Annotated in this window: 13 protein-coding genes and 1 tRNA gene; 9 read left to right on the top strand and 5 right to left on the bottom strand. The window is 66.0% G+C overall.

The features are described 5' to 3' along the window. From ACI6S0_RS10875 to ACI6S0_RS10850, 6 genes are all read left to right on the top strand, one after another. Nucleotides 1–1626 carry a DNA polymerase III subunit gamma/tau gene (locus ACI6S0_RS10875; protein ID WP_434405803.1) on the top strand — a complete coding sequence of 542 codons (1626 nt, stop codon included), beginning with the start codon at nucleotides 1–3 and terminating at the stop codon, nucleotides 1624–1626. Then, a complete protein-coding gene (locus ACI6S0_RS10870) occupies nucleotides 1623–1946 on the top strand; it encodes a YbaB/EbfC family nucleoid-associated protein (protein WP_004207701.1) in 324 nt (107 codons plus the stop codon). The genes ACI6S0_RS10875 and ACI6S0_RS10870 overlap by 4 nt, the downstream gene beginning before the upstream one ends. A 155-nt stretch (nucleotides 1947–2101) precedes the next feature. After that, complete coding sequence (lon, locus tag ACI6S0_RS10865) at nucleotides 2102–4501, top strand: endopeptidase La (RefSeq protein ID WP_004207700.1); 2400 nt, start codon at nucleotides 2102–2104, stop codon at nucleotides 4499–4501. 162 nt (nucleotides 4502–4663) lie between these two features. Next, the gene (locus ACI6S0_RS10860; RefSeq protein WP_004207699.1) at nucleotides 4664–4936 is read left to right on the top strand and encodes an HU family DNA-binding protein; all 273 of its coding nucleotides are present in this window, start codon (nucleotides 4664–4666) and stop codon (nucleotides 4934–4936) included. A gap of 241 nt (nucleotides 4937–5177) precedes the next feature. Further along, a complete protein-coding gene (locus tag ACI6S0_RS10855) occupies nucleotides 5178–5762 on the top strand; it encodes a septal ring lytic transglycosylase RlpA family protein (RefSeq protein WP_069338106.1) in 585 nt (194 codons plus the stop codon). An 82-nt stretch (nucleotides 5763–5844) separates the two neighbouring features. Further along, nucleotides 5845–5921 (top strand) — tRNA-His (locus ACI6S0_RS10850). 192 nt (nucleotides 5922–6113) lie between these two features. Here ACI6S0_RS10850 and ACI6S0_RS10845 read toward each other — a convergent pair. Next, on the bottom strand, nucleotides 6114–8390 hold the full coding sequence (locus ACI6S0_RS10845) for a TonB-dependent receptor (protein WP_010337130.1): 2277 nt from the start codon (nucleotides 8388–8390) through the stop codon (nucleotides 6114–6116). 240 nt (nucleotides 8391–8630) lie between these two features. Here ACI6S0_RS10845 and hisI point away from each other — a divergent pair, with 240 nt between their 5' ends. Then, nucleotides 8631–9017: a phosphoribosyl-AMP cyclohydrolase gene (gene hisI / locus ACI6S0_RS10840; protein ID WP_004207696.1), complete on the top strand. Its 387-nt coding sequence runs from the start codon at nucleotides 8631–8633 to the stop codon at nucleotides 9015–9017. Next, complete coding sequence (locus tag ACI6S0_RS10835) at nucleotides 9004–9537, top strand: hypothetical protein (RefSeq protein ID WP_434405802.1); 534 nt, start codon at nucleotides 9004–9006, stop codon at nucleotides 9535–9537. The genes hisI and ACI6S0_RS10835 overlap by 14 nt, the downstream gene beginning before the upstream one ends. Before the next feature lie 50 nt (nucleotides 9538–9587). Here the strand turns inward: ACI6S0_RS10835 and ACI6S0_RS10830 are convergent, their stop codons facing one another. The 4 genes from ACI6S0_RS10830 to ACI6S0_RS10815 all read right to left on the bottom strand — a co-directional run bounded on the left by ACI6S0_RS10830 (nucleotide 9588) and on the right by ACI6S0_RS10815 (nucleotide 14091). Next, a complete protein-coding gene (locus ACI6S0_RS10830) occupies nucleotides 9588–10892 on the bottom strand; it encodes a M20/M25/M40 family metallo-hydrolase (protein ID WP_434405801.1) in 1305 nt (434 codons plus the stop codon). A gap of 72 nt (nucleotides 10893–10964) precedes the next feature. Beyond that, the gene (locus tag ACI6S0_RS10825) at nucleotides 10965–11624 is read right to left on the bottom strand and encodes a YitT family protein (protein WP_004207693.1); all 660 of its coding nucleotides are present in this window, start codon (nucleotides 11622–11624) and stop codon (nucleotides 10965–10967) included. A gap of 93 nt (nucleotides 11625–11717) precedes the next feature. Beyond that, entirely contained in the window at nucleotides 11718–12854 is a 1137-nt protein-coding gene (locus ACI6S0_RS10820) for an aspartyl/asparaginyl beta-hydroxylase domain-containing protein (RefSeq protein ID WP_434405800.1), read from the bottom strand. Nucleotides 12855–12894: 40 nt separating this feature from the next. Beyond that, nucleotides 12895–14091, bottom strand: coding sequence for an MFS transporter (locus ACI6S0_RS10815; RefSeq protein ID WP_434405799.1), 1197 nt, complete (start codon nucleotides 14089–14091; stop codon nucleotides 12895–12897). A gap of 184 nt (nucleotides 14092–14275) precedes the next feature. On the opposite strand from ACI6S0_RS10815, the gene ACI6S0_RS10810 reads away from it, so the two are divergent. Then, nucleotides 14276–15148 carry an EamA family transporter gene (locus ACI6S0_RS10810; protein ID WP_037507587.1) on the top strand — a complete coding sequence of 291 codons (873 nt, stop codon included), beginning with the start codon at nucleotides 14276–14278 and terminating at the stop codon, nucleotides 15146–15148. Nucleotides 15149–15151 lie beyond the last annotated feature (3 nt).

The following is a 15151-nucleotide window of genomic DNA, read 5'->3' as shown; positions in this document are numbered from 1 at the left end:
ATGTCCGATTCCCCTCAGCCCTATCGCGTGCTTGCGCGCAAATATCGTCCGCGCAACTTTCGCGAGCTGATCGGGCAGGACGCCATGGTCCAGACGCTGGGCAATGCGATCCGGCGCGGGCGCCTGGCCCATGCCTTTCTGATGACCGGCGTGCGCGGGGTCGGCAAGACGTCGACCGCGCGGCTGATCGCCAAGGCGCTGAACTGCATCGGCCCGGATGGGCAGGGCGGGCCGACGATCGACCCGTGCGGCGTATGCGAACCGTGCATGGCGATTGCCGAGGGCCGGCATATCGACGTGGTCGAGATGGACGCCGCCAGCCATACCGGCGTCGACGACGTGCGCGAGATCATCGAGGCGGTGCGCTATGCCGCCGTGTCGGCGCGCTACAAGATCTACATTATCGACGAAGTCCATATGCTTTCGAAGAACGCGTTCAACGCGCTTCTGAAGACCTTGGAGGAGCCGCCAGCCCATGTGAAATTCCTGTTCGCCACGACCGAGGTGAACAAGGTGCCGGTGACGGTGCTGTCGCGCTGCCAGCGGTTCGACCTGCGCCGCATCCCGGCCGAGATGCTGGCGGGCCATTTTGCCCATGTGGTCGAGGCCGAACAGGTCGCGGCCGAACCCGATGCGCTGTCGCTGATCGCGCAGGCGGCCGAGGGCTCCGCGCGTGACGGCCTGTCGATCCTCGACCAGGCGATCGCCCATGCCGAAATGGGCGAGGGCGAGCCGATGGTCACGGCCGCGCAGGTGCGCGAGATGCTGGGTCTGTCGGATCGTGGCTCGACGCGCCGGCTGCTCGGCCTGCTGCTGGAGGGCGATACCGCCGCGCTGCTGGGCAGGGTGCGCGATCAATATGCGCTGGGGGTCGAGCCGCTGTCGCTGATGCGCGGCCTGCTGGAACTGGTGCATGCGGTCACGCTGGTGAAGGCCGGGCGCGACATTGCAACGCCGGGCCAGTCCGACGAGGAACGCGGCGCGCTGGCCGACTGGGCGTCGCAGATCGGCTTCGGCCCGCTGCATCGATTGTGGCAGTTGATGCTCAAGGGCCATGACGAGGTGGCGACCGCCGCCCTGCCGATCGAGGCGTGCGAGATGGCGCTGCTGCGCGTGATGCATGCCGCGACCATGCCTGATCCGAGCGACCTTGCCCGGATGCTGCAGGGCGGGGTGCCGATGGCCGCGCCGGCGCTGCCGGGCCAGGCGCCCGCCGCCGCCGCGCCCGCGCCGGAACCCGCGTCCAGCCTGCCTGCCAGCTTCGAGGATCTGATCGAGGCCTTCTGGCAGAAGAGCAAGGGGCATCTGGCGCAGGAAATGCATGATTGCGTGGGGATCATCCGCTATGATCCGCCAATGCTGGAATATCGCGGCACGGCCAGCCTGTCGCCCGACTTCGCCACCCGGATCATTCCGGCGCTGCGTGAAGTGACCGGTGTCGCCTGGACGGTGACGCAGGGCGAGGGAGAGGCGCAGCCGACCCTGCTGGCCAATGAACAGCGCCAGCTGGCCGACAGCCGCGCCGCAATTTTGGAAACCCCGGTGGTCAAGGCGGCAATGGACGCCTTCCCCGATGCCGAGCTGGTCCATTCGGACGAGCCGGAACAATGGAGTGCCGAAGCATGAAGGATCTGAACGAAATATTGGGGATGGCCAGCCGCGTGCAGGAAGAGCTGCAGCGCGCGCAGGACAATCTGGACAAGCTGGAAGTCGAAGGCGCGGCCGGTGGCGGCCTGGTCAAGGTGAAGGCGTCGGCCAAGGGCCGCATCCTGGGCGTGTCGATCGACGACAGCCTGCTGGCACCGTCGGAAAAGCAGATGCTGGAAGACCTTATCACCGCCGCGTTCAACGATGCGCGCAAGAAGGCGGACGAGGTCAGCAACACCGAAATGGGCAAGATGACCGCCGGCCTGCCGCTGCCGCCGGGCTTCAAGCTGCCCTTCTGAGCCGGCGCGCATTGCCGTTCCGGGGCTGCCGCTGGCGGATAAGCCCTTGTTCATCGTTGCAGCAATATGGTGATCGCTGATTGATTGACGCGACGGGCATCCCCATAAAGGCGATGAACCGCATGACGGGCCGCAAGTCCGGCCCTGGAGAGTGAATGACTACGCAATATCCCCTTCTGCCGCTGCGCGACATCGTCGTCTTCCCGCAGATGATCGTCCCGCTCTTCGTCGGTCGCGACAAGAGCGTCGCCGCGCTGGAAGCGGCGATGGAGGGCAATAAGGAAATCTTCCTGGTGTCCCAGCTGGACCCGGCCGAGGATGATCCGGGCAAGGACGCGCTGTATGACACCGGCGTGGTGTCGGTGGTGCTGCAACTGCTCAAGCTGCCCGACGGCACGGTGCGCGTGCTGGTCGAGGGCAAGCATCGCGCCCAGCTGGCCGATCTGGCGCCGGCCGAGGCGGGCTATCTGGTCGCCGAGGTCGCGCCGGTCGAGGAGATCGTCGCCGAAGGTCCGGAAGCCGCTGCGCTGATGCGCTCGGTGGCCGAGCAGTTCGAGAATTACGCCAAGCTCAACAAGAAGCTGCCGGCCGAAACGCCGGTGCAGCTGCGCGAGATCGACGATGCCGGTCGCCTGGCCGATTCCGTCGCCGCCAACATCAACGTCAAGGTTGCCGACAAGCAGTCGCTGCTGGTCGAGCCCGATCCGGTCAAGCGGCTGGAGATGGTTTTTGCCTTCATGGAAGGCGAGCTGGGCGTGCTGCAGGTCGAGAAGAAGATCCGTGGCCGCGTGAAGCGCCAGATGGAAAAGACCCAGCGCGAATATTATCTGAACGAGCAGCTCAAGGCGATCCAGCGCGAGCTGGGCAATGGCGAGGGCGAGGAAGGCGACGAGCTTGCCGAACTGGCCGACAAGATCGCCAAGGCGAAGCTGAGCAAGGAAGCGCGCGCCAAGGCGACGGCCGAGCTCAAGAAGCTCAAGGGCATGCAGCCCATGTCGGCCGAAGCGACGGTGGTGCGCAACTATCTCGACGTGCTGCTGGGCCTGCCCTGGGGCAAGAAGGGCCGGGTCAAGACCGACCTCAAGAAGGCGCAGGCGATCCTGGACGAGGATCATTTCGCGCTGGAGAAGGTCAAGGACCGGATCATCGAATATCTGGCGGTGCAGGCGCGCACCAACAAGCTGAAGGGGCCGATCCTGTGCCTCGTCGGCCCGCCGGGCGTCGGCAAGACGTCGCTGGGCCGTTCGATCGCCAAGGCGACTGGCCGCGAGTTCGTGCGCCAGTCGCTGGGCGGCGTGCGCGACGAAGCCGAGATCCGTGGCCATCGCCGCACCTATATCGGGTCGCTGCCGGGCAAGGTCGTGTCGAACCTGAAGAAGGCGGGCACCATGAACCCGCTGTTCCTGCTCGACGAGATCGACAAGCTGGGCCAGGATTTCCGCGGCGATCCGGCATCGGCGCTGCTGGAGGTGCTGGACCCCGAACAGAACAGCAAGTTCCAGGACCATTATCTGGAGATCGACGTCGACCTGTCCGACGTGATGTTCGTGACGACGGCCAACTCGCTGAACCTGCCGCAGCCGCTGCTCGACCGCATGGAGATCATCCGGCTCGAAGGCTATACCGAGGACGAGAAGGTCGAGATCGCCCAGCGCCATCTAGTGCCCAAGCAGATCGACGCCCATGGCCTGAAGAATGGCGAGTTCGAGGTGACCGAGGCCGCGGTGCGCGACCTGATCCGTTACTATACCCGTGAAGCCGGCGTCCGCACGCTGGAGCGGGAAGTGGCGCGTCTGGCTCGCAAGGCGCTGCGCAAGATCCTGGAAGGCGCGTTCGACAAGGTCGAGATCACGCCCGAAAACCTGGCCGACTATGCCGGCGTGCGGAAATTCCGTCACGGCGTGGGTGAGGAGGAAAACCAGATCGGTGCCGTTACCGGCCTGGCCTGGACCGAGGTGGGCGGCGAACTGCTGACGATCGAGGCGGTGACCGTGCCCGGCAAGGGCCTGATCAAGACGACCGGCAAGCTGGGCGAAGTGATGAACGAATCGGTGCAGGCCGCCTTCTCCTATGTGAAGGCGCGCTCGCCCGGCTATGGCATCAAGCCGAGCCTGTTCAATCGCAAGGACATCCATATCCACCTGCCCGAGGGTGCGGTGCCCAAGGATGGTCCGTCGGCCGGCATCGGCATGGTCACGACCATCGTGTCGACCCTGACCGGCATTCCCGTCCACAAGGATGTGGCGATGACCGGCGAGGTGACGCTGCGCGGCCGGGTGCTGCCGATCGGCGGCCTCAAGGAGAAGCTGCTGGCGGCGCTGCGTGGTGGCATCAAGACGGTGCTGATCCCGCAGGAAAACGAGAAAGACCTAGCGGAAATTCCGGCCAACATCCGCGAGGGGCTGGAGATTGTTCCGGTGTCCCATGTCGACGAGGTGCTGGCGCGCGCGCTGGTGTCCAAGCCCGAAGCGATCACCTGGACCGAGGAAGATGATCTGGCGGCGCAGCCCAGCGCCGGCCAAGGTCGCGACGGCGATCCCGCTATCCGTCACTAAAAGCCCGGTTTTCGGCGCGTTTATGCCCATGGGGGCAAAAACGCGCCGACGCCGGCTTTTTTGACGCTTTCCCTTTGACACCGCTTGAAAGCTGGGCCTTATTGCCCCGCCTACGCCGCGATTCCTTGACTATCCAACATCTATAAAGGGGGTTCCCAAGGCATGAACAAGCAGGATCTTATCAGCGCGGTCGCTGAAAGCAGCGGTCTCAGCAAGAGCGACGCCAGCAAGGCGGTCGAGGGCGTGTTCGACGCCATCACCGGCGCGCTGAAGAAGGGCGACGAAGTGCGCCTGGTTGGTTTTGGCACTTTCTCCGTGTCGCAGCGCAAGGCTTCGACCGGTCGCAACCCGCGCACCGGCGAGACGATGACGATCAAGGCGTCGTCGCAGCCGAAGTTCAAGGCCGGCAAGGGCCTGAAGGATTCGGTCAACTAAGGATGCAGGCGCGCCCGCTCGGGCGCGTTTACGTCCGATGATCTGCCGGCGTCGCGGTCGGAAGTAGGTTTGCGGGAGAGTGGCGCTGCGGCAGGGGAAACCCGCCCGGCGCATGCATGTCGAAAGGAAGGGGTAGGGGCCGGGGGCCTCTGCCCCTTTTTTCATGGCCTTGTGCGGCGGATCGCGGCGATGACCGGTCCGCTGCCCTCGACCTGCTCCGCCTGCGGGGGTAGGAGGGGGCATGAGAGCGATCAGACGGGGTATCGGGACTTCGGGGGCGGCCTTGGCGCTGCTGGGTGCATTGTCGGCCTGTGGCGGGGGCAATTTCCGTCCGGTGAGCGACATGCCGGTGCGCATCGGCAAGCCCTATACGGTGCGCGGCACCACCTATGTGCCGGCTGACCAGCCGGGCTATGACCTGGTCGGCTATGCCAGCTGGTATGGATCGGAATCGGGCAATCGTACCGCCAATGGCGAACGCTTCCGGCCGGGCTGGATCACGGCGGCACATACCAGCCTGCCCTTGCCCGCTTATGTCGAGGTGACGGCGCTCGATACCGGGCGGACGATCCTGGTGCGGATCAACGACCGTGGCCCCTTTTCGCGCGGCCGGATCATCGACCTGTCGCGCGGCGCGGCGGAGGAACTGGGGATTCGCGGTCAGGGCCATGCGGCGGTCCGGGTTCGTGCCGTCGATCCGTCGGAAAAGGATCGCAAGAAGCTGCGCAAGGGCAAGCCGGCGGAGGGGCGGCCGCGCGTCGGGGCGGACGAACTGGCCGTGCTGCGCGCCCGTCTGGCGGCGTCCGGCAACGATGCCGGGCGATAATTTTCATCCTTTGACATAAGCTGCTTGACGGGGGAGGGGCGGCCGCATATGTGGCCCTTCTCGCGGGGCAACAGCCCCTGTGGCGATCGTAGCTCAGTTGGTTAGAGCGCCGGTTTGTGGTACCGGAGGTCGCGGGTTCGGATCCCGTCGATCGCCCCATTTCCTTCGGGAATGCGCGAAATGAAACCCCGTCCTGCCTTGGCAGGATGGGGTTTTCGCGTTTCTGGATTCGGTGATTTTCCTGGCGCGTGGCGGCGGCTTTCCGCTGCCCTGGGCGCAACAAGAAAGGGCGCCCCTTGCGGGACGCCCTTCCTCTGCCGACTAACGCCTATGGGGCGTTGAGACCCAGGTTTAGAAGCTGGCCTTGATCATGCCGCCGATGATGCGCGGTTCGTTGATCATGCCGGTCAGGTTGTTGAAGTCGATCGCGCTGACGGCGCGGATCTGGTTGGTGATGTTGCGGGCGAAGGCCGCGATCTCATAACCATGGTTCGACTTATAACCGACCTTGAGGCCGCCCTCCAACGACGAACGGCCGCGGAATTCGGCCGCTGAGTAGAGGAAGTAGTTGATTTTGCTACGATAGGCCCAGTCGGTATAGGCGAAGACTTCGCCCGCGTCGCCGACCGGAATGCCATAGCGCAGGGTCGCATTGGCGATGTAGCGCGGCGCCTGGGGCAGGTCATTGCCGTCCAGATAGCTGTAGGTGGTGCCGCCATCGACGAAGGTGTTGCCGGTGGGCGTACACATGCCCGAGCCGCAGACCGCCACGAAGGCGTTCTTGTCGCGGATTTCGGTGAAGTTGTAGCTGCCGCCCACGGTCAGGTTCAGGTGATCGAGCGGCTGTGCCTCCAGATTGCCTTCCAGACCATAGCCGACCGCCTTGTTCACGTTGATCAGGCGGGCCGAGTTGCCGACGCCGCCGACAGCCGTCAGCTGCAGATCGTCGGTGTTCCAGTAATAGGCCGACAGGTCGAAGCGGACCATGTTGGCGATCGCGCCCTTGATGCCGCCTTCATAGGAGATGGTGGTCTGCTTCTTGGCGACCGAGGGGACGCTGAAGAAGGTCACGCGGTCCTGGATCGCCGGGCCCTGATAGCCGGTGGCGACGCGGCCATAGAGGTTGACGTCGGGGCTGAGCGCATAGGTGGCGCTGACGTCCCAGGACAGGTTGCTGCCCTGCGCGGTGTTGCTGAGCGGCAGGTCGACGCCGATCAGCTGCGACGAGATGCTGCTGGCGGCGAGCGCCGGATCGAGCGTGATCGTGTCGCGCTTGTCGTCGTGCGAATAACGCACGCCGGCGCGCAGCGTCAGGGCCGACGTCACCTTGGCTTCGCCCGAGGCGAACAGGCCGATATTCTCGTTGGTGTTGTTGTGCAGGATCGCACTCACCCGGTTGCCCGCGAGATCATAGGCATATTCGTTATATTTCAGGCGCTGGTGGAAGAAGTAGGTGCCCGCCTGCAGGCGGATGCCGTTCATGTCGTCCGTCGCGAAGCGGAATTCCTGGCTGAATTCCTCCGGCTTGGTCACGCCGCCGGTGTTGGAGTCGAACGAGCCGACGCCGAGCTGGCCGGCGGTGCAGCCGGTATAGGGGTAGCAGCCGCCACCATCGATGTCGCCGGTGCTCTCGACGCTGGCCTTCTCATAGCCTGTGGTCGAGAAGAAGGTACCCAGGCCGTCGACATGGAGCTGCATGCGCAGATTGCCGCCGCCCTGCTTCATCGACTGGCTGGTATAGCCGTCCAGGTTCACATGATCCTTGTCGAAGCCGTCGACGAAATGGTTGCTGCCCTGCTTGAAGATGTTGGCGCGGAACACGCGCGGGCTGCCGTCCAGGTCACGATAATGACCGCTCAGCACCGCCTTGAAGTCGCCGGCTTCATAGGCCAGCTGCACGCGGCCGGCCATGTCGCGATAGCCTTCCAGCTCGCTGGCGGCGTTGCCGCCTTCATTGTCGTTCTTGACCCAGTCGTCGCGACGCTGGAGCAGGCCCGACACGCGGAAGCTGAGGCCGTCGGCGATCGGGCCGCCGATCGCGGCTTCGGCATTGACGGTGTTGTAGGTGGCCCAGGAGGCGCTGGCATAGCCGGTGAAATGATCGGTCGGCGCGGCCGAGGTCATCTTGACGACGCCCGCCGGGGTGTTGCGGCCGAACAGCGTGCCCTGCGGGCCGCGCAGCACTTCAACGCTGGCAAGGTCGAACACCGGGAAGCTCTTGAGCATCGGATTTTCGAGCGCGACATCGTCGAGCACGACCGAGACCGGCTGGGCGGCGTTGGGATCGAAATCGGTGTTGCCAAGGCCGCGGATGTAGAAGCGCGGGAAGGTGCGGCCGAACGAGCTTTCGACCTGAAGGCTGGGCGTGCGCGCGGCGAGGAAGCGGACGTCGAGGCCGCTGCTGTTGAGCGCGTCGAGCTTTTCGCCGCCGATGGCGGTCACGGCGACCGGCACGTCCTTGGCATTTTCAGCCCGGCGCGAGGCGGTAACGACGATTTCACCCAGGCCTTCGCCCGATGCGGCGGGCGCTTCGGTCTGGGCATGGGCGGCGCCGATCGGCGCCAGAGCGGTGAGTGCGACGGCGAGCGCGCCGCGCGAAATGCTGGTGAAGATATGCGAAGATGTCATATTTGGCCCCCTTGATTGGCCTGGCATCCGTTTCCCTGATTGTGTCCGCTGTTGCGGATCGCGCGCGACGCTATGCGCGCGCGGGCCTGGGAGCAAGCAGGACTGTCGCCATTCTGTAGCATCCGTGCAACAGATTTGCCAAAATGCGACAGTCCGACCCGATGGCGCTGTCAGGCCGTGCCCCAATGCAAAGCGCCGAAGGGACTTCGCACGGGCCGCATTGCCGATTATAGCGCGCGGATGGATGACGCACGCGACCGGGGGCTGACACTCAACCCCAAATATGACGATCATGGCCTTATCACTGCGGTGGTGACCCATGTCACCTCGGGGGAAGTGCTGATGGTGGCGCATATGAATGCGCAGGCGCTGGCGCTGACGGTCGAGACCGGCCTGGCCCATTTCTGGTCGCGCAGCCGCCAATCATTGTGGAAGAAGGGCGAAAGCTCCGGCCATATGCTTGGCGTGCGCGACATCCGGATCGACTGTGACCAGGATGCCGTCTGGGTGCTGGCCGAGCCGGCGGGGCCGACCTGTCACACCGGTGCGCGCTCCTGCTTCTTCCGCCGGATCGGACCCGATGGGCTGAGCGCGGTCGATGAACCGGGTGTCGATGCGGCGCACTAGCCTTTTCCTCGCATGTCTTCTGGCCGGGTGCCAGCAGGCGGCAACGCCGGGCGCCGCCGCGCCCGATCGCGCCGGGGCTGCGGCTTCGGGGCTGGAGCGCGCGGCGATCGCGACCGGCGCCATTGCCGATGCGTCGAAGGTCGCGCCGGTCGGGCTGTTCCAGCGCCGGCATGAGGCGGGGCGGGATTCGCTCTGCGTCCTACCCGCCAAGTCGGGCGACTATCGTTTCGGGCTGGAGGCGATTTTCGGCACCGAGCAGAGCTGCCATGGCGCAGGCACGGCGCGGCGGGCCGGCGACAAGCTGATCCTGAGCTTTTCCGGGGGCAGGAAGTGCATCATCGTCGCCCAATATGATGGCGACCAGGTGGCGCTGCCCGGCGTGGTCGACATGGCCTGTGACCGGCTGTGCGACGGGCGCGGCAATCTGGAAGGGGTGACCTTCCCGCGCATCGCCAATGATGCGGGCGCGGCATTGCGCGCGCGCGATCGCGAGGACGAACCGCTGTGCGAGGCGGACTGAACGGGACGGACTGAACGGGGCTGGCATGTCTGCCAGCCCCATCAGGTTGATCAGCGATAGCCGGCTGCGGCGAGCAGGGCGACCAGGTCCATCCGCTTGACCTTGAGCGATTCCGGCGCCGACACGTCGATCCATTCGTCGGGCGAGTGACCCCGGCCGCCGGTCGCCGCGCGCGGGATGGTGATGGCCGGGATGCCCAGGCTCATCGGCACATTGGCGTCGGTCGAGCTGAAGCTCATGCGCGCGGTGACGCCTTCGGCGGCATAGGCGGCGGCGGTCTGGCGGACCAGCGCCGTGTCGGCGGCGGTGCTGCCGGCCGGCCGATCGCCCACGACCTTCTTGTCGACGCGGATCGGGCCTTCCCTGGTCGAGCGGGCGCCATTTTCGGTCTCGACCGCCTTGTCCACCGTGGCCAGGAACGCCTGTTCCAGCTTGGCCAGTTCAGCCGCGCTTTCCGATCGCATGTCGACCTGCAGCCAGACTTCCTGCGGGATGGCGTTGACCGAGGAGCCGCCGCCCACGACGCTGGCGCTGTAGGTCGTCTTGGGCGACTGGGGCACCGGGATCTTGTAGAGGTCGACGATCGCCTGGCTCATCGCCGTCATCGGATTGACCAGGCCAAAGGCGCCGAAGCTGTGGCCGCCGGGGCCGGTGAAGGTCAGGCGATAGCGCTTCGATCCGACGCCGCCATTGATCAGGCCATCGACCGAGCCATCGTCGATCGAGAAGAAGCTGGCGATGCGGTCCTTATATTTGCCCTTGTGGAAGAGCTGCTTCATGCCGCGCAGGTCGCCCAGGCCTTCCTCGCCGACATCGCCGACGAACAATATGTCCATCGGCGCGCTGATATTGGCGCCGACGATCGCCTTGATGAGGCTCAATTGGGTGGCGAGGCCGGCGACATCGTCCCCGACGCCGGGCGCATGGAGCTTGTTGCCTTCACGCCGGACCGTGACCGGCGTGCCTTCGGGAAAGACGGTGTCGAGATGGGCGGACACGACGATCAGCTTGCCGCCCGGCTTGCCGCTGCCACGGCGCAGGCCCAGCACATTGCCGCCCTCGTCAATCTCCACATCGGTAAGGCCGGCGGCGCGGAACATGTCGGCATAGGCCTTGGCCCGTGCCTCTTCCTTGAAAGGCGGCGCCGGAATCTGGGTCAGGGTGACGATATTGTCGACCCACTGGTCATGTTCGGCCTCCAGCGCGGCGAAGGCGGCCTTGACCGCCGGGCGCGCGCGGATCGCGGCAATGGCGCGGGCATCGGCCGGTGCGGTCGCGCTGGTGGGCGTCGCGGCACGGACCGGAACCGACAGGGCCGTGCTGGCCAATATTATACAGAGCGCGAACCGCTTCATTCTGGACCCCTTTTATGATGGGCGCACCGGCGTGGGCGCCGGGGTCCGTCTAGCCGGGGAGGCCGGCGCGCATCAATGGCCGATATAGCGGCCGGGTCGGTGGTTGACGAACAGCACGGCGTTGATCGCGGCGGCCGACAGGACGGACAGGCCAAAACGCTCCGCATTGAGGATCGGCAGCGAGGCGAGCAGGATCAGCACGTCGCAGGCCATCTGGGTGCGGCCGGCATTCCAGCCGCGCGATTTTTGCAGGATCAGCGCGACCACGCCGACACCGCCCACGCCCGCGCCATGGCGGGCGATGGCCAGGATGCCGAAGCCGATGATCGAGCCGCCGAACAGCGCGGCAAAGAAGGGGCTGATCCGGGCGATCTCCATCGCATAGGGCATGGCAAGGCCGACGCCCATGATCGCGATATTGGCGAACAGGGTCTTGAGGCCGAAGGCCATGCCCATCGCCCGCCCGGCGAACAGGAAGAAGGGGATGTTGATCAGCAGGAACAGCGTCGCGGGCGACAGATGGATCAGATAGGACAGCAGCAGCGCGATGCCGGCCATGCCGCCGGTCACCAGCTTTGCCTGTTTCAGCAGCATCAGCCCCATGGCGATGAAGGCGCAGCCGATGGCGATCGCATAGAAATCCTCGGCAGGACTATGCGGCCGCGCGACATGGGCGGGCGGAACGGGCAGGGCAGGAGACGGCGCCGGGGGCGTCGGGTCGATCGAGGTCATGGCATGTCCGAAAAGCGTGAGCGCCCCGTGCCATCCTCTCTTGTCGTCTTTGTCCGCGCCCATAGTCGCAGACGGGCATTCTGAAAAGGGGCGTTAACCGGCGTCGACCTGTTTCGGGCCGAACTGGTCGATCGCCTCGAACAGGCGTGTGAGCGCGATCCGTTCCTCCGCGTGGATTTCCGGGCGCCAGACTTCGAACAGCAGGACGACGCGGGTGTCATTGCCCCGGTTCCAGGCCTCATGTTCGATGCTGTCGTCAAAGATCAGCATTTCGCCCGGCACCCAGGCGCGGGTTTCGGCACCGACCCGCAGCGCGCAATTGTCGGCCACGATCAGCGGCAGATGACAGATCAGGCGGGTGTTGAGCACGCCATGATGGGGCTGAATATGGGTGCCCGGTTTCAGCAGCGACCAGAGCGCCATCGGCGATCGGCCAGCGATGACAGGCCGGGGCACCAGTTCCAGCGCGGCCATAACGGCCGGGCAGCGCGCAGCATGGTCGGCCACGATCTCGCCATCCTGCCAGAAATAATAGGCACCCCAGGAGGGGTCGTCGCGCAGCGGATTATTGGGCGCCGGGCGATCGGTGGGCGTCTGGACATAGGGCGCGAAATCGGGCGCACCGGCGCGGACGTCGTTCAGTTCGGCGATGATGGCGTCGGTTGCCGCTTCAACCGCCGGTACCCAGGCAAATTCGTCGCGCTCGTAAAAGGCGCGCTGCGGCAGGCCAGGAAAATAGAACATGCTGGGCTGCTGGAGATAAAGCTGCGTCTTGCCCAGCAGCAGGTCGGTCGCCTGGGCAATGCGCGGGAGCGTGGGGAGGCCAGCCATCGCCGCGTCGAGATGATCCTCGAAATCCCGGCTGGCGCCGGCGATCGCCTCCTGCGCGCGTTGAAGCAGCGGTTGTAAAGCGGGCGGGGCGCCATGGGCGGCGGCCTGTGCCAGGGCGCTGCGGAACCAGGATGTCGCGCCGCGCAGATCGCCGCGCCGCTGGAAATTCTGCCCCATCGCCAGCATGGCGGGCAGGTTGCGCATATCCTGTTGCAGGATGCGGTTGAGTGCCGCCTGCTCGCCGTCCAGATCGCCCAGTCGATTGCAGGCCTGGGCCAGCAGCATGGCCGGGGGATCGGCCATTTCGGAGAGGGTGGCGCGCGCCACGGCCGCGTCGCCGCGGCGCAATGCGGCGATCGCCGCGTCCTGCAAAGTCTGTTCGCGTGCCCGATCCGTCATCCACCCGCCTTAGCCAGCGGAACGGATGGAAGGAAGCGGCTTATTCGCAGGGGACCAGCGCGGGCTGGGCGCTGCGCCGTGCGGTGGCGATGGCGACCAGATAGATGGCCAGGCCGCCCAGCGACAAGGCGCAGCCGATCCAGCCGGTCGACACCAGGCCATAGCCTGCCGCGATCGACAGGCCGCCGAGCCAGGGGCCGAGCGCATTGGCGATGTTGAAGGCGCTGTGGTGCAGTGCGGCGGCCAGCGTCTGGGCGTCGCCCGCGACATCCATCAGTCGCGCCTGCAACGGCGTGCCCATGCCGCCGCCAATGCCGATCAGGAAGACGATGAAGCTGAGGCTCCAGATATTGCCGGCCATGAAGGGGAAGAGAGCCAGCGCAACCGCGCTCCACACGAGGATGCCGATGACGGTGCGGTTGAGCGCGCGGTCGGCGAGCCAGGCGACGGCAAGATTGCCGACGGTCATGCCCAGGCCAAAGACGATCAGGATCAGCGGCACCAGGGTTTCGGACACATGGGTCACCTCGATCATGGTCGAGGCGACATAGGTGTAGACCGCGAACAGGCCGCCAAAGCCGATCGCGCCGGTCAGCAGGGTCAGCCAGACCTGCGACTTGCCGAGCGCGCTCAGTTCGCGCATCGGGCTGGCCTTCGGGTCGCCGGCATCGCGCGGGGCGTAGAGCGCGACCAGGCTCATGGTCAGCACGGCGAGCGCGCAGACCACGAAGAAGCCCGAGCGCCATCCCAGTATCTGGCCCATCCAGTTGGCGACCGGCACGCCCAGCACCGTGGCGATGGTCAGGCCCGACATCACCTTGGCGATCGCCAGCGTGCGCTTCTCGATCGGCACCAGGCTGGCCGCGACCAGGGCGGCGACGCCGAAATAGGCGCCATGGGGCAGGCCCGAAAGGAAGCGGAAAAGCAGCATCCAGTGATAGCTGGGCGACAGCGCCGACAGGCCGTTGCCGACCGCGAACATCGCCATCAGCGCGATCAGCAATGTGCGGCGCGGCAGGCGCGCGGCAAAGGCGGCGATCAGCGGCGCGCCGACCACCACGCCCAGCGCATAGGCGCTGATGGCATGGCCGGCGGTCGGCAGGTCGATGTGGAGGTCGCGCGCGAAGAAAGGCAGCAGGCTCATGGAGGCGAATTCGGTCGTGCCGATCGCAAAGGCGCCCACGGACAGCGCGAAAAGGACGAGCGCGGGGTGCGCCTTGTGGGACTGGCTGCCCATGACAAGCTCCATGCTGCAATGCAAAATGACGGAAGTCCGCCAGATGGGCCGAGTGACAGCGATGGTCAAGGCTGCATACGTATGAGATTCTTGCAACTGGCAACGCATCTGGTGCAACGCGGCATCGAATGACGCTTCTCTAATTAATCGTATATGGTATTCATTGAATATGGGCAGGAATGAGATGAACGGGCAGGGTGCCGTGCTGGCGGGGGCTGGCGCCGTGCTGGCGTCGCTGCTGTCGATGAACATGGGCGCGGCCTTTGCCAAGACATTGTTCCCGATCGTCGGTGCCTATGGCATTGCGGCGCTGCGCATCTTCCTGGCGGCGATCCTGCTGATGCTGTTCCGGCGGCCATGGCGCCGACCGATCCCGGCCGATGTGCGCTGGCCGCTGCTGATCTATGGCGCGACCCTCGCGCTGATGAACCTGCTCATCTACCAGGCGTTCGCCCGCATTCCGCTGGGCATCGCCATGGCCATCGAGGTGACGGGGCCGCTGGCGATCGTGCTGTTCGGGTCGCGCCGGCCGCGCGATTTCCTGTGGCTGGGGGCGGCGGTGATCGGCCTGCTGCTGCTCTTGCCGCTGCGCAGCGACGCCGTGCTTGATCCTTTGGGTGTCATTTTCGCTGTCGGGGCGGCGGCCTGCTGGGCGCTGTATATCCTGACCGGCAAGCGGGTGTCGGGTGCGCTGCGCGGCGATGCGGTTGCCTGGGGCATGCTGGCGGCGGCGATCCTGGTGCTGCCGGTCGGGCTGACCCATGCCGGCGCGTCGCTCTTTTCGCCCTGGGTGCTGATGGTCGGGCTGGCGATCGCCCTGCTGTCGAGCGCCTTGCCTTATTCGCTGGAGATGGAGGCGATGCGGCGCCTGCCCGCGCCGGTGTTCGGCCTGTTGCTGAGCGCGGCGCCGGCGATCGGCGCGCTGGCCGGCTTCGTCGTGCTGGGCGAGCGGCTGACGGCGCTGCAGGGCGTGGCGATATTCTGCATCATCGCGGCATCAGGCGGCAGCGCGCTGACGGTGCGTCATGCGCCCGCGATCGAGGATGCGCCGCAATAGGGC

The sequence above is a fragment of the Sphingobium sp. DN12 genome, assembly GCF_051058005.1.
GTDB lineage: Bacteria > Pseudomonadota > Alphaproteobacteria > Sphingomonadales > Sphingomonadaceae > Sphingobium > Sphingobium yanoikuyae.
This window is presented reverse-complemented; position numbering and strand designations above follow the sequence as displayed.

Coding starts and splice junctions, on each gene's coding strand:
- ACI6S0_RS10820 (WP_434405800.1), bottom strand. CDS start 12,854: ATGACGGATCGGGCACGCGAACAGACTTTGCAGGACGCGGCGATCGCC.
- ACI6S0_RS10835 (WP_434405802.1), top strand. CDS start 9,004: ATGCGGCGCACTAGCCTTTTCCTCGCATGTCTTCTGGCCGGGTGCCAG.
- ACI6S0_RS10810 (WP_037507587.1), top strand. CDS start 14,276: ATGAACGGGCAGGGTGCCGTGCTGGCGGGGGCTGGCGCCGTGCTGGCG.
- ACI6S0_RS10845 (WP_010337130.1), bottom strand. CDS start 8,390: ATGACATCTTCGCATATCTTCACCAGCATTTCGCGCGGCGCGCTCGCC.
- ACI6S0_RS10860 (WP_004207699.1), top strand. CDS start 4,664: ATGAACAAGCAGGATCTTATCAGCGCGGTCGCTGAAAGCAGCGGTCTC.
- hisI (WP_004207696.1), top strand. CDS start 8,631: ATGGATGACGCACGCGACCGGGGGCTGACACTCAACCCCAAATATGAC.
- lon (WP_004207700.1), top strand. CDS start 2,102: ATGACTACGCAATATCCCCTTCTGCCGCTGCGCGACATCGTCGTCTTC.
- ACI6S0_RS10855 (WP_069338106.1), top strand. CDS start 5,178: ATGAGAGCGATCAGACGGGGTATCGGGACTTCGGGGGCGGCCTTGGCG.
- ACI6S0_RS10825 (WP_004207693.1), bottom strand. CDS start 11,624: ATGACCTCGATCGACCCGACGCCCCCGGCGCCGTCTCCTGCCCTGCCC.
- ACI6S0_RS10815 (WP_434405799.1), bottom strand. CDS start 14,091: ATGGGCAGCCAGTCCCACAAGGCGCACCCCGCGCTCGTCCTTTTCGCG.
- ACI6S0_RS10830 (WP_434405801.1), bottom strand. CDS start 10,892: ATGAAGCGGTTCGCGCTCTGTATAATATTGGCCAGCACGGCCCTGTCG.
- ACI6S0_RS10875 (WP_434405803.1), top strand. CDS start 1: ATGTCCGATTCCCCTCAGCCCTATCGCGTGCTTGCGCGCAAATATCGT.
- ACI6S0_RS10870 (WP_004207701.1), top strand. CDS start 1,623: ATGAAGGATCTGAACGAAATATTGGGGATGGCCAGCCGCGTGCAGGAA.